The organism is Stenotrophomonas sp. FW305-3-2-15-E-LB1, assembly GCF_058787375.1.
Window position 1 is genome coordinate 45,319 of sequence record NZ_JBYSZR010000009.1, and the last position, 13,635, is coordinate 58,953.

The window sequence follows — 13,635 nt, forward strand, 5'->3', positions numbered from 1 at the left end:
TCCACAGCTCCCGGCGCGTGCTGGAAACACGACCTTGTTATGTTATATCCTGTCACGCCACTCGAGTACCACACGTGGCTCCAACGCCCTCCCCACGGCTGGCCTCCATCGACCAGCTGCGCGGCACCGTGATGCTGCTGATGCTGCTCGACCACGTGCGCGAGACCTTCTTCCTGCAGCACCAGGTCGGCGACCCGATGGATGCGGCCAGCGTGTCCCCTGCCCTGTTTGCCTGCCGCCTGCTGGCGCATCTGTGCGCCCCGGTGTTCGTGCTGCTCACCGGCCTGTCGGCGTGGCTGTACGGCCAGCGCCAGGCCGATCCGCGCCGCGCCATTGCCGCCTTCCTGCTCAAGCGCGGCCTGTTCCTGGTCGTGCTGGAACTGACCCTGGTCAACTTCGCCTGGACCTTCCAGTTCCCGCCGGACACGCTGTACCTGCAGGTGATCTGGGCCATCGGCCTGAGCATGATCGCGCTGGCCGGCCTGCTGTGGCTGCCGCGCCCGGCGCTGCTGGTGCTGGGCGTGCTGCTGGTGGCCGGCCACAACCTCTTCGATGGCGTGCGCGTGGAAGGCAACGGCGTGCTGGCCGTGCTGTGGAAAATGCTGCACCAGCGCGACTGGATCGAGACCTGCGCGCTGCGCCTGCGCACGTCCTACCCGGTACTGCCGTGGATCGGCGTGATCGTGCTGGGCTACCTGATGGGTCCGTGGTTCGCACGCGACCGCGACCCGATGCAGCGCCAGCGCTGGCTGCTGTGGTCCGGGCTGGGCGCACTGGCGGCCTTCGCCCTGCTGCGCCTGGCCAACGGTTACGGCGAGGCGCCATGGCAGCACCAGGACAGCGCCCTGCGCACCTGGATGAGCGTGTTCAACGTGACCAAATACCCGCCGTCGCTGCAGTTCCTGCTGCTGACCCTGGGCGTGGGCCTGTTGCTGCTGCGCCTGTACGAATGGCCGCCGGTGGCCCGCGCCCTGCGCCCGCTGGCCGACATCGGTGCGGCGCCGATGTTCTTCTACCTGCTGCACCTGTACGTGCTGAAGCTGCTGTACGTGGCCGCGCTGGCCATCTGGGGGCCCACCCACGGCAGCCTGTACGCGCTGGATTCGGTGGCCGGCCTGCTGCTGGTGGCCTGCGCGCTGGCGGTGGCGATGTACCCGCCGACGCTGCTGTTCGGCCGGTTCAAGGCGCGCCGCCGCGACCTGGCCTGGCTGCGCTACCTGTAATCGACCGCGCGTGATGAGCCCCATCCACGCATGGCGTGGATCTACTGGGGCTGCCGGGCCATGCCCGGCGTTGCGTAGAGCCGCCGGGCATGGTCCGGCGCTACCCGGCACGCGCCTATAATCCGCCGATGAATTCTGCCGCTATCGCTTCCGACGACTTCCTCGGCCACCCGAAAGGCGTCTACGTCTGCTTCTTCACCGAAATGTGGGAGCGCTTCTCCTTCTACGGGATGAAGGCGCTGCTGCTGCTCTACCTCACCAAGTACCACCTGTTCGGCGACAAGGCCGGCCTGGACCTGCTCGGTGCCTATGGCGGCCTGGTCTACTGCATCCCCGTGTTCGGCGGCATGCTCGCCGACCGCTGGCTGGGCATGCGCCGGGCGGTGCTGTTCGGCGGCATCCTGCTGGTGCTGGGCCACTTGGGCATGGCCTTCGAGGGCCATGCCGCGTACCGCGTCAACGGTGAAGTGGTGCGCGATACCTCGGCGCTGGCCGTGACCTACCTGTCGCTGGCGCTGATCATCATGGGCGTCGGCTTCCTCAAGCCGAACATCTCCACCATCGTCGGCAAGCTCTACCCGCAGGACGACCCGCGCCGCGATTCGGGCTTCTCGCTGTTCTACGCCGGCATCAACCTCGGCGCGCTGTTCTCCTCGCTGGTCTGCGGTTTCCTCGGCGAGGCCTATGGCTGGAAATACGGCTTCGGCGCGGCCGGCATCGGCATGCTGGCCGGCCTGGCCATGTTCCTGTGGGGCCAGAAGTACCTGCAGGGCCACGCCGAACCGCCGCAGCCGGCCGCACTGAAGCAGAAGGTGCTGGGCCTGCCGCGCGAATGGCTGATCTACCTGTGCGCCGTGATCGGCGTACTGCCGGTGGCGTGGCTGATGTGGGCGGCCGGCAATGGCGCCTTCGCCTTGGGCGGCGAAATCAGCCTGGCACTGATGCTGATGCTGGTGGTGCTGGGCGGCGTGCTGGTCTGGTTTGCGTGGTTCACCGGCAGCAAGTGCACGCCGGTGCAGCGCCAGCAGATGATCGCGCTGATGGTGCTGATCTTCATGGCGCTGGTGTTCTTCACGATGTACGAGCAGTCCTACGGCTCGTGGGTCACCTTCACCGATCGCCTGCTGACCAAGGACATCGTGCCGGCCCTGGTCATCACCGGCGGCACCCCGCTGCCGTGGTCGATCGTTTCACTGCTGCTGGCCCCGCTGGGCTTCGTGGTCAGCGCGCGCCTGTCCGAGCGCCGTCCGGGCTCGAATGCACCGCGTGCATTCTTCATCGCCATCGTGGCGCTGATGCTGGTGCTGCTGGTACGCGACTGCCTGGTGATTCCGCAGACGGCTGGCTCGCTGACCTACCTGGGCGGGCTGTTCCTGGTGCTGCTGGCCCCGGCCTTCGCTGCGCTGTGGACCTGGATGGACCGCCGCGGCTGGGAGCCGGGCAAGCCGGTGAAGTCGGCCTGGGGCCTGGTGATCGGTGCGCTGTCCTTCGTGCCGCTGGCGCTGGCCGCGCAGCAGGTGGGCGCCACCGGTGAAATGGCCAGTGTGTGGTGGCTGGTGCTGGCCTACTTCCTGCTGGCCAGTGGCGAAATGTGCCTGTCGCCGGTCGGCCTGTCGGCGGTGACCCAGCTGGCCGTGCCGCGGGTGATGAGCCTGATGATGGGCACCTGGTTCCTGGCGACCGCGTTCTCCGAAACGCTGGCCGCACTGTTTGGCAAGCTGGCAGCGATCGAGGTACCCGAAGGTGAATCACTGGACATGGTGGCGGCTGCAGGCGCCTATGCGCACCTGTTCTGGCTGCTGATGTGGATCGGCCTGGGCTGTGCGGTGCTGGCCTTCATCGTCGCGCCACTGCTGAAGCGGATGATGCACGGGGTGAAGTAACCCCGTGCACCGGCGCTCGCTCAGGGCGCCTTGGCCTTGTCCGCCGCTGCAGGTGCTGTTGCGGCGGTGGCGCCCCCCAGGCTGCGTGCGAGGAAGGCCAGCAGCCGGGTGTAGTAGTCGCGCCGGTTGGCCTCGCCGTACAGGCCATGCCCTTCGCGCGCGTAGTAGGCCGCTTCCACCGGCACCCCGGCCTGCTTCAACGCCGCTTCCATGCGCTCGGTGTGCTGCACCGGCGCACGCTGGTCTTCGCGCCCCGCCGCCAGCAGCACCGGCACCTTGATCCGGGCCGCCAGGTTCACCGGCGAAACCTCCGCCAGCGTTGCCGGCTCGCCCAGCCAGTCGCGCAGGTAGTTCACGCCCGACGTGCGGTCCTGCACATCGCCGCGCTTGAACATCAGCGGCAGGTCGTACACGCCCACATAGCCGGCCGCGCAGCGGTACAGCGCCGGCTCGCGGGCGACACCCATCAGCGCGGAGTACGCGCCGTAGCTGGCGCCGTAGATGCAGATGCGCCGTGCATCGGCGATGCCTTCGGCGATGGCCCAGCGCGTGGCATCGGTGACATCGTCCTGCATGGCGCGGCCCCATTGTTTCGCGGCGGCCTGGGTGTGTGCGCGGCCATGATTGCCCGAACCCCGGAAGTTGACCTGCAGCACCGCATAGCCGGCCGCCGCCAGCAACTGGTTGTCGCGCTCGAAGCTGCCGTCGTCGAACTCGCCGATGGGGCCTCCATGCGGCTTCACCACCATCGGCAGCCCGCGGCCATCGCTGCCGTGGGGAACGGTAAGGAAGCCGTGCAACGGCATGCCATCGCGTGCGGCCAGGGTGACAGGACGCACGCTGGCACCGCCGTCGCGGTCGAACCAGCGGTTGCGCGCGGTCAGGAACGCCGCTTCGCGGGTGGCCGTATTGAACAGGAACCAGTCACCGGGATTGTGTCCCGAGTCGACCTTGACCAGGATGCGCGCATTGTCACGGGTGGCCGACAACAGGCTGACCACGTGGCCAAGGAAGGCTTTTTCCAGCATGCGCTGGATGCGCGCGGTGGGCGACTGCTCGTCGAAGAACGCGCTGCGCGGCGCCGCACCCACGAACTGCACACCAACCGGCACCCGCGTGCCCGGCTGGTGGATGATGTAGGTCGGATCGACCGCTGCATCCTGCAGCAGGGTGCGGCGCTCGTTGGTCTGCGGGTTCCAGCTGACCACCACATCGGGCCCGCTGGCCTGCTGCACCACCAGGTAGGCCAGCTGGTTGTCGGCGGAAAAACCGATCGGACGTTCGATGCGGTAGCTGCTGTCTTCATCGTTGAGCAGCGTCCAGCGGCCGTCATCCTGGCGGTAATACAGCTTGTTGACGTTGTCTTCGCCAGCGCCACGGGCGAAGCGCAGCACGCCCGCGTTGTCGGTGGTGAACGTGGCCCGCTGCACCGGCGAGCGCGAGACCAGTACGCGGCGGCCGGTGACCACATCCAACCGTTCCAGCCGTGCACTGGTGTCATTGGCAAACGGCCACAGCGAGATCAGCACGTTGCGGTCATCGCCCTGCAGCGGGTCGGCGAGGAAGGCCGCCACCGGCTCCACCCTGCGGCCGCTGACCAGGCCCGGCTCGTCCGGGCGTGCGCGATAGCCGACCAGCAGGTCACCGCGCTTGCCGTTGGCATCCATGGCATACAGCTCGCCGGTGGGCCGCGGCGCGTCCAGCGCGCCCCACTTCTCGGCCAGGCCGATCAGCAGGCGGTTGTCACTGACCCAGTCGACGCTGTCGGCGTGGTTGTTGCGCGGCGGCCGGAAGTTGCCGACCAGTTCCATGGTGCTGGTGCGCAGGATGGCGACGGCGGTCGCATCTTCCAGCGGCAGGGTCATCGCCAGGTACTCGCCGGTGGGCGAGAGCTGGATGTCATTGAACTCGGCGCGGCGCAGGTAGTCGTCCAGCGCGAGCTCGGCCGAACGGGCCTGGCCGGCGCCACACAGCGCCAGCATCCCGGCCAGCAGGAAAGAAGATTTCATGGTGTCCCCTGGCCGGGCAGCCGTGGCTGCCCGGCATGCTGAAGCGCACGCGCGGCGTGCGCGGTTGGACTTACGGAGCCTTGCCGCTGCCCGTCGGCGTGGCCGCACTGGCAGTGGCCCCACCCAGGCTGTTGGACAGGAATGCCAGCAGGCGGGTGTAGTACTCGCGGCGGTGCTCGGGGCGGTAGAAGCCATGCCCTTCGGTGCTGTAGTACAGCGCCTCGACCGGCGAACCGACCTTCTTCAGTGCCGCCTCCATGCGCTTGGTGTGCTCGATGGGGGCGTTCTGGTCTTCACCGCCGGCGGCCAGGAACACCGGCACCTTCACCTGCGCGGCCAGCGTCGTTGGCGAATAGGCGCCAAGTGTCTTGGGATCACCCATCCAGTCGCGCAACCAGGTCATGCCCCAGTCGGCCGACTGCGCCGCGCCCTTGGTGAAGCGCAACGGCAGGTCGTAGATGCCGACGTAGCCCGCCGCACACTGGTACAGCCCCGGCTCGCGGATGGTGCCCATCAGCGCCGCATAGCCACCGTAGCTGGCACCGTAGATGCAGATGCGGTCCTTGTTGGCGATGCCTTCGGCGATGGCCCAGCGGGTCGCGTCGGTCACATCGTCCTGCATGGTCCTGCCCCACTGCTCGGCCGCCAATTGCTTGAACGCGCGCCCCTGGTTGCCCGAGCCGCGGAAGTTGACCTGCAGCACGGCGTAGCCGGCATCCGCCAGCAGCTGCGTTTCCGGATCGTAGCTGCCGTCGTCGAAGACGTTGATCGGCCCGCCGTGTGGCACCACCACCATCGGCAGGTTGCGGCCGTCACTGCCGTGCGGCAGGGTCAGGAAGCCATGCAGGGTGAGCCCGTCGCGCGACTTCAGCGAGAACGGACGCACGCTGGCGGCAGCCTTGGGGTCGATCCACTCACTGCGGCTGATGAGGAACTCGGCGTTCTTTGCCTTGGTGTCGTACAGGTAGAACTCGCCCGGGATGCTGCCCGACCACGTCTGGACCACCACCTTGCTGCCATCGCGGGTGCTGGACGTGATGAACACCGGACCACCGAAGGCGGCCTCCAGGCTGCGGTACTGCCGCGCGTCCGGGCCCTGCTCGTCAAAGAAACGGGTGCGCGGGGTGTCGCCCAGGATCAGGGCACCGACCGGGACACGGGTGCCGGGCTGGTAGATCACCTGGGAAGGATCGAACTGCTCGTCGCGCAGCACCTGCACGCGCTCGCGGGTCTGCGGGTTCCAGCTGACGATCGCATCGGGGCCCTGCGGCTGCTGCACCTGCAGGTAGGCCAGCGTGCCATCGGCGGAAAAACCGATCGGGGTATCGACCCGGTGGGTCAGGCCTTCATCGTTGATCAGCTCCCACTGCGCGCCATTGCTGGTGCGGTAATAGAGCTTGCTGATGTTGTCCGATGCGGCACCGTGGGCGAAGCGTACGTTGCCCTGCGCATCGGTGCTGAAGTCGGCACGCTTCACGGGCGAGCCGGAGACGCGCACGCGCTGCCCGGTCTGTACGTCCAGCCGCTCGACACGGGTATAGGGCTCATCGGAGAACGGCCACACGGCGATGAGGACGTTGCGGTCGTCACCGGGCAGATCGTCGGTGAGGAAGGCCGCGACATCCTCGACCTTCTTGGGCTGGATGCGCGTACCGAGGCCACGGCCCTGCACGCGGTAGCCGACCAGCAGCTCGCCGCGGTTGCCATCGGCGTTGACTGCATACAGTTCGCCGGTGGGCCTCGGCTGGTCCAGCGCGCCCCATTTTTCGGCCAGGCCGACCAGCACGCGGTCGTTGCTCACCCAGTCGAAGCTGTAGGCATGGTTCTTCGCCTGGGGCCGGAACACGCCTGCCGGCTTGCGGTCGGACGTACGCAGGATCACCAGCGCGGTCGCATCTTCCAGCGGCACCGTCGCGGCCAGATAGTCACCCCCGGGTGACAGCTTTACATCGGTGAACGATTCCTGCTTCAGGTACCGGTCCAGGTCCACCCCGCCGCTACCGGCCGATACCCCACCGGCCACCGCGCACAACAGCGCGGCACTCATCATCCTGCGCATCCTTCCCCCTGTTGCTGCCGGACACCCTGTCCAGCCTCCGCGATTCTAGGCAGGCGACGGCCGCGGCCGCCAGTGGCGGTGCAGCAACGGCAGAAAAAACGACGGCACCGTTGCCGGTGCCGTCGCTGCCACTACCTTGGAGAGAGAGTAAGGACGTGGGGTTCGGGATGGCCTGCGCCGGGGTCAGTGGACCCCGCGCACCGCCAGGGTGAGGGCCAGGATGCTGAGGATGACGGCGATGGTGCCGTCGAGCACGCGCCAGGTGCTGGGCTTGGTGAACAGCGGTGCCAGCAGGCGGGCACCCAGGCCCTGCGCGGTCAGCCACAGGCAGCTGGCGGTGACCACACCGGCGGCGAACGCCATGCGCGCATTGCCGAAGTTCTCGGCAATCGAGCCGATCACCATCATGTCCAGCCAGAAATGCGGGTTGATGAGCGAGAAGCCGACCGCGGCCAGCAGCACCGCGCGGCGGCTGCCGTCGTCACTGTCAGCCTCGCCCATGCCACCGCCACCGGCGAAGGCACGGCGCGCGGACTTGACCGCATACCAGGCCAGGAAGGCCACGCCGGTCCACAGCACGGCACTGGTCAGCCACGGCAGCGCCGAGGTGAGCGTGCGCAGGCCGGCCACGCTGGCGAAGATGAAGATCGCATCGATGGCCGCACAGGTGGCGACCACCGGCACGATGTGCTTGCGCAGGATGCCCTGGCGCAGGATGAAGGCGCTCTGGGCACCGACTACGGCGAACAGGCCGACGCCGGTAGCTGCACCAGAGAACCAGGCACCGAGGCCGGTGCTGGCGGAGATGACCGAGAACATGGGATTCACTGCCTTGTCTTGCTGGGGGGACGGTGCCTCGCGGAGGCGGACAGCACCGGAACGGGCGCCATTGTCGCGCCGCAACATTTAAAAGACGAGCTAAACTTACTAAACCAACATTAGCGGAGCTTAATTCGATGCGCATCGACCATGCCCAGCTGCGAGCCCTGGCCGCGGTCGTCCGCGAAGGCAGCTTCGACCGCGCCGCGCAGTCGCTCAATGTCACCCCCTCGGCCATCTCGCAGCGGGTGAAAGCGCTGGAGGACCGGATCGGCCGCCTGCTGGTGAAGCGTGGCACGCCGGCCACCGCCACCGCCGAGGGCCAGCTGCTGGTGCAGCTGGCTGAACAGACCGCGCTGCTGGAGCACGACGCCCTGCACCGCATGGGCCTGGCCGACGAGGACCTGCCGCAGGCCAGCATCCCGGTGGCGGTGAACCACGACAGCCTGGAAACCTGGTTCCCGCAGGCCGCGCAGCAGTTCGCGCAGCGTACCGGCACCACCCTCGACCTGCGCGTGGAGGACCAGGACCACACGGTGGAGCTGCTGCGCCAGGGCACGGTGCTGGGCGCAGTGACCACGCTGGACGAGCCGGTGCAGGGCTGCCAGATCCATGCGCTGGGCAGCATCCGCTATGCGGCCACCTGCACGCCGGAGTTCCGCGAGCGCCATTTCGCCAAGGGCGTGACCGCGCAGGCGCTGGCGCAGGCCCCGGTGCTGGTGTTCAACCGCAAGGACGACATGCAGTCACGCTTCGCCCGGCGGATGGCCGGCGATGAGCTGCCCAGCACGGCGCCGACGTGGTGGATTCCGTCCACCCGGGCCTTCGTGCAGGCCAACCTGGGCGGGCTGGGCTGGACGATGAACCCGCTGCCGCTGGTCAAGCGCCACCTGGATGCCGGGCGCCTGGTCTATGTGCGGCAGCGCGCGTGGGAGGACGTGCCGCTGTACTGGCAGCACTGGAAGGGTGATGTGCAGACAATGGCCCTGCTGACCCAGTCGGTGCTGGAGGCATCGAGCACGCTGGTCCGCCGCAAGCGGTGACGCGGGGGGCTGCCGCCCTGTGTACTGCTGCTGGTGGGTGCCGACCGTTGGTCGGCACGGGGCCGGATCCCGCAAGACCCATTTCTGTGCCAGCATCACCGCAACCGACGAGGGAGCTGGGTGATGCAGACCGAACCGGTATTCCTGCATATCCGCGTGGTGATGGGCATCATCCTGGGCCTGTCGATCACCACGCTGCTGAAGGGCCTGGCGCAGATCATCGAGCACCCGCAGCGGCGTGGCTGCTCTGCCCTGCACCTGTGCTGGGTCGCGTGGGCGCTGGTTTCGCTGGTCACCTTCTGGTGGTGGGAATTCCGCCTGATCGAGGTGCACCGCTGGACGTTCGAGACCTACCTGTTCGTGATCGGCTACGGCGCCACCTGGTTCCTGCTGTGTGCCCTGCTGTTTCCCGATGACCTGCGCGAATACGGCAGCTACGGCACGTACCTCATGCACCGCCGGCGCTGGATCTTCAGCGTGATCGCCACGCTGACCCTGCTGGACCTGGTGGATACCGCGATCAAGGGGCAGAGTCGCTGGCGGCTGCTGGGCGAGGCCTATCCGTTGCACACGGCGCTGATGCTGGTGGTCTGTGTGCTGGGGTGGAACCTGCGCACGGCGCGCGCACAGGTGGTGCTGGCCGGGGTGGCACTGGCCTACCAGATTGGCTATTTCGCCGCGGAATACTTCACCATTGGCAGTGATTGAATACCCGCGCCCTGCATCGCCCGGCGCCACCGAAGGAGCACGGATGCCGATCCACTACCGCCCTGCACGACCCGATGATGCGGCCGCCTGCATCGACCTGCGCGGGCGCACCCGCGAAAATGCCTTCAGCGCCGCGCAGCTGGCCGAACTGGGCATCACCGTGGACAGCTGGGCCGTGGGCATCGCCGAGGGTGACTTCATCGGCCGCATCGCCGAAGACGACGGGACCGTGGTCGGCTATGGCTTCGCCGACCGCGACAGTGGTGAAGTGCTGGTGCTGGCCCTGCTGCCGGACTACGAGAACCGCGGCATCGGCAAGCGGCTGTTGCAGGAGGTGGTCGAGCTTGCCCATGCGGCCGGGCATTCGCGCCTGTTCCTCGCCTGCTCGGCTGATCCGCGGTCCCGCTCGCACGGTTTCTATCGCTACCTGGGCTGGCGACCCACCGGCGAGGTGGACGAGGCCGGTGACGAGATTCTTGCACTGGGCTGATGCCTGGCCAGCTGACGCTATCGCTGGGGCTGCTAGGCCTCAAGATCGCCAAGGAGACAAAATGGACCGCCGCGTGATCTCGCTGATCGCCATCATTGCTGCCACTACGCCGCCTGCTTACAGCAAAGAAGCCCTTTCCGGGATCGAACTTCATGCGCGCTGCGTCGACGACGCGCGGTGCCGTTTCCGTGGCGACACGCTCAATGTGGAACTGGAACTGCGCAATGCAGGCAGCGAGTCCGTGACGCTGCCCTTGGAATACATTCGCAGCCGCGGCCCCTCGGTCAAGGTGAAAGACAATGCTTCCGGGAAGTTGGCATCCCTGCACAGCGGCATGGCCGCCGCTGCGTTGCGGGACCAGATGCAGGAGCTGCGTGCGGGCCAGTCCCTGCGCATCGGCTTCCCGATCAAGCCGCAGGAGCTGACACGGTTTGCCCTGCGCCCGATGGACGTGACGCTGCAGTTCTCGGTCAACCTGACGCCCGGCGCACACGGCGCCGATGCGCAACGGGTCCAGGCGCAGTTGAAAGTGGTCGACGCTGAACCGGCGGAATGATGTCCGCGCGGCCCCAACCGGCGCGCGCTGCCGGGTAAGCAGTCCGGCTCAGCGCGACGCGCTGCCAGCCGGGTCGGTGATGCGCAGCTCGCTGCTGACGATGCGAGCCTGCCCACCTCGTACACCCGGCGTCAGGTTGACGCTGAACACCGCCGACACGTCGATCGGGCGCAGGGCGAAATGGCTGATTTCCGTTGGCAGGATGCGCCAGGGGAACCGGAAGGACTGCCCCGGCCGCAGCGTTTGCGGTGACTTGAGCAGGCGCGCGTCGGGCGGATTGATGGCCAGCGACGTTTCCTTGCCCGAGTGGCGGTCCACCAGCTTCACGCTGGGCCCGCGACGACGGTAGAACCCGGCCGGCACCTGCACGTCCTCGCTGCCGGCATTGCGCAGTTCCAGTTCCACGCGGATGTCCTCACCGAGGAAGTGGCAGGGGGCATTGTCGATGCAGCGCGCGCGAAGTTCGAGTCCGTGGAACGTTTCCTGGCCGGATACGGCGAGAGGCGCGGCGAGGGCGAGGGCGATCATGAGACGGGGCATGTGATCTCCCGGACGTTCACTTGCCGGACTGGCGATACTCCGGCTGCTGCGCGATACGGACCCGGCTCTTCACCAGTTCCATTTCTTCGCGCGGCTTCTGCGGCACCAGGTTGAGGGAGAACTCGACGCTTACATCGATCGGGTGAAGAGCGAACGACTGCAGCAGCTCCGGCATGACGGATCGGGTCATCCGGATGAACTGACCCGGCGCGAGCGCTTCCAGTTCGTTGACCAGAGATCGATCCGGATGGGGCGTGCGCAGCCAGGTCGATTTGCCGGAGTGGTTGTCCATCACCTGGACGCGGGGCCCCATGCGATGCAGGTATCGGATGGGCAGCTGCACGCTCTCCCCTCCATCATTGCGCAGTTCGAGTTCGACCACGATCTCCTCTCCAGTGAAACGGCAGGTAGGGTTGTCGATGCAGCGGGCATTGAAGACGATATCCTCAGGTGCCCCACCGGCAGTTGCACAGCACGAAACTGCCATGAGCGAAGCCAGAAAGAGAAGGGCCGAACCGCGACGAGCGCCGCCTCGCCGGGGTGAAGACATCGCCTTTAGTGCTCTTGTCGACCAAGGTCCAGTTCGCATGCGCTCAGGGTAGTCAATCCCCGATACGGATATGCCCGCACTTTCTATCACGCTTCACGGACTGACGAATCCCGGCCGTCCATCCACAATCCGCAGCTGGATGCTGTGCATCTGCAGTTGGGATACGGGAAGCGCGGGCGTGGGGGTAACACTGAGCACTGCGTTCAAGTCTATCGGCCGCAATGCGAACCGCTCGATGTCCGCCGCGAAAATCTCGCACGGAATCCGCACCGACTGACCCGGCTGAAGCTGTTGCATCTTCTCCATTAGCGCCAGATTCGAAGGCCCTCGGCTCAGCGATCTTTCCTTCCCCGAGTGATTGTCGACAAGCTTCACCACCGGCCCCCGATTGAGGTAGTAGTCGACAGGGAACTGGATCGGTTCGTCGCCCGAGTTATGCACAACCAACTCGATTTCAAGACGCTCCCCGTTGAAGCGGCAGGGTTCTGCACCAGGGCAGTGGGCGGATAGCTGGATCATGCTCGGTACTTCCAAGGAATGGACGGTCATGGGCGACAGGGCCAGGATGAGGGCAACGACAACTATGAAACGATGCATACGATCTCTCTCCCGAGCGCTCCGCTGAGCAACTCCCGAACTTCACGCGCGACTCCCCAAGCGTAACGGGGCTTGATCAGCGCACTGTCGAGAGCAAACATGATAGTCGCCTCTGGATCCCCCTCACTTCGGCTTGCCTGGGTTGTGACCACCTCGCTGTCGATGATGCCATCTGCCCGAAAGTACTTGATAGTCCCACTTCCCACGCCTTCGTCAACGTATTCATCGGGAAGGCCGAGGCAATGCGCGAATTCGTGCGCGTGAGTCCAGACGCTTGAATTCAGGCCAATCATGATGCGTCCGGCGAATACCTCCGCTCGTGTGGTATGCCGATGAAGCTCCATGATGACATCCTCACCAGTGGCGACGAACTCAGCAACGAATCGGACTGGAAAGTTTCGCGAACCGCAGGGTGCATCCAGGATCTGGAACTGGAATTGCCCATTCCAGAACTGCTCAAGCCCTTCAGCCATCCGACGCTTCGTCGCCGCGATCTCGGCAGCGCTGATGCGGTCCTGCGCAACGAGACGGACCTTCAACTTCACCACGATGTCGCCGCCAGCAAGCAACGGAACTTCCAGATGGTAGTTGACGGGAAGATCGTACTCGTAGCGATCTCCCTCCGGCGTGTAACTCTCGAAGTAGCGACCGTCTGGGTCACGCGATACGTGGAAAGAATGATCACGCACCCAGCACTGCGGTGCCTCGGTGCCTGGCGGCGCAAAACCCGGCGTCCTCAGCTCCGGCTTCTTCATTAACACCTTTGCGACCGAAGCAACTGCACCAAGAGCGGTCATCGACTTTCCACCCGCACTGCTGCTGCCACCACCACCACCACCACCACCGCCGGCAACGACATGCGCACGCTGCTGCTGGCCCGCCACCAGGGCGCAGCCACAACTGGCCTTGTCACCATCGCGCGCCACCGGCTGGCCGTCGATCACCATGCTCGCATCGCCACTGACAATGGAACCCGGCCCGTGGCGGGCACAGATCACCCGGTCCCCGACGCGGGCAACCGCGCGGCCTTCGATATCGGTATGGGGCGACCCTGAAAGGACCGAGCCGCCCGTCTGCAGGGCGTCGCCAACTACGATCAGCATCCGTGACATCGGTGCGCGGCCCCTCCGTGGCCGGTCGTTGCGGGGTATCAGCCGC

Annotated in this window: 13 protein-coding genes; 6 read left to right on the plus strand and 7 right to left on the minus strand. The window is 66.6% G+C overall.

The features are described from left to right. Window positions 1-74 precede the first annotated feature (74 nt). On the plus strand, window positions 75-1,223 hold the full coding sequence (locus AC3WL7_RS08845) for an acetyltransferase domain-containing protein (protein WP_492750015.1): 1,149 nt from the start codon (window positions 75-77) through the stop codon (window positions 1,221-1,223). Between the two features lie 128 nt (window positions 1,224-1,351). Next, entirely contained in the window at window positions 1,352-3,106 is a 1,755-nt protein-coding gene (locus AC3WL7_RS08850; protein WP_492750016.1) for a peptide MFS transporter, read from the plus strand. A 20-nt stretch (window positions 3,107-3,126) separates the two neighbouring features. Here AC3WL7_RS08850 and AC3WL7_RS08855 read toward each other — a convergent pair whose 3' ends face one another. From AC3WL7_RS08855 to AC3WL7_RS08865, 3 genes are all read right to left on the minus strand, one after another. Continuing rightward, window positions 3,127-5,115, minus strand: a complete 1,989-nt coding sequence (locus AC3WL7_RS08855) for an alpha/beta hydrolase family protein (RefSeq protein WP_492750017.1) — start codon at window positions 5,113-5,115, stop codon at window positions 3,127-3,129. 70 nt (window positions 5,116-5,185) lie between these two features. Continuing rightward, the gene (locus tag AC3WL7_RS08860; RefSeq protein WP_492750018.1) at window positions 5,186-7,174 is read right to left on the minus strand and encodes an alpha/beta hydrolase family protein; all 1,989 of its coding nucleotides are present in this window, start codon (window positions 7,172-7,174) and stop codon (window positions 5,186-5,188) included. A 183-nt stretch (window positions 7,175-7,357) separates the two neighbouring features. Beyond that, window positions 7,358-7,993, minus strand: a complete 636-nt coding sequence (locus AC3WL7_RS08865) for a LysE/ArgO family amino acid transporter (protein WP_079221037.1) — start codon at window positions 7,991-7,993, stop codon at window positions 7,358-7,360. A 137-nt stretch (window positions 7,994-8,130) separates the two neighbouring features. On the opposite strand from AC3WL7_RS08865, the gene AC3WL7_RS08870 reads away from it, so the two are divergent. The 4 genes from AC3WL7_RS08870 (at window position 8,131) to AC3WL7_RS08885 (ending at window position 10,790) form a co-directional block, all read left to right on the plus strand. Beyond that, a complete protein-coding gene (locus AC3WL7_RS08870) occupies window positions 8,131-9,036 on the plus strand; it encodes a LysR family transcriptional regulator ArgP (RefSeq protein ID WP_492750019.1) in 906 nt (301 codons plus the stop codon). A 123-nt stretch (window positions 9,037-9,159) separates the two neighbouring features. Next, window positions 9,160-9,744 (plus strand): hypothetical protein, encoded by a 585-nt coding sequence (locus AC3WL7_RS08875; RefSeq protein WP_492750020.1) that lies wholly within the window; start codon window positions 9,160-9,162, stop codon window positions 9,742-9,744. Window positions 9,745-9,787: 43 nt separating this feature from the next. Beyond that, window positions 9,788-10,234, plus strand: coding sequence for a GNAT family N-acetyltransferase (locus AC3WL7_RS08880; protein ID WP_492750021.1), 447 nt, complete (start codon window positions 9,788-9,790; stop codon window positions 10,232-10,234). Window positions 10,235-10,295: 61 nt separating this feature from the next. Next, window positions 10,296-10,790, plus strand: coding sequence for a hypothetical protein (locus AC3WL7_RS08885; protein WP_492750022.1), 495 nt, complete (start codon window positions 10,296-10,298; stop codon window positions 10,788-10,790). Between the two features lie 48 nt (window positions 10,791-10,838). On the opposite strand, the gene AC3WL7_RS08890 is transcribed toward AC3WL7_RS08885, so the two are convergent. The 4 genes from AC3WL7_RS08890 to AC3WL7_RS08905 form a co-directional block, all read right to left on the minus strand. After that, window positions 10,839-11,318, minus strand: coding sequence for a hypothetical protein (locus AC3WL7_RS08890; protein WP_492750023.1), 480 nt, complete (start codon window positions 11,316-11,318; stop codon window positions 10,839-10,841). Window positions 11,319-11,346: 28 nt separating this feature from the next. Next, entirely contained in the window at window positions 11,347-11,712 is a 366-nt protein-coding gene (locus AC3WL7_RS08895; RefSeq protein WP_312736057.1) for a hypothetical protein, read from the minus strand. Window positions 11,713-11,973: 261 nt separating this feature from the next. After that, window positions 11,974-12,429 (minus strand): hypothetical protein, encoded by a 456-nt coding sequence (locus AC3WL7_RS08900; RefSeq protein WP_492750024.1) that lies wholly within the window; start codon window positions 12,427-12,429, stop codon window positions 11,974-11,976. 32 nt (window positions 12,430-12,461) lie between these two features. Further along, the gene (locus AC3WL7_RS08905; protein ID WP_492750025.1) at window positions 12,462-13,580 is read right to left on the minus strand and encodes a PAAR domain-containing protein; all 1,119 of its coding nucleotides are present in this window, start codon (window positions 13,578-13,580) and stop codon (window positions 12,462-12,464) included. Window positions 13,581-13,635 lie beyond the last annotated feature (55 nt).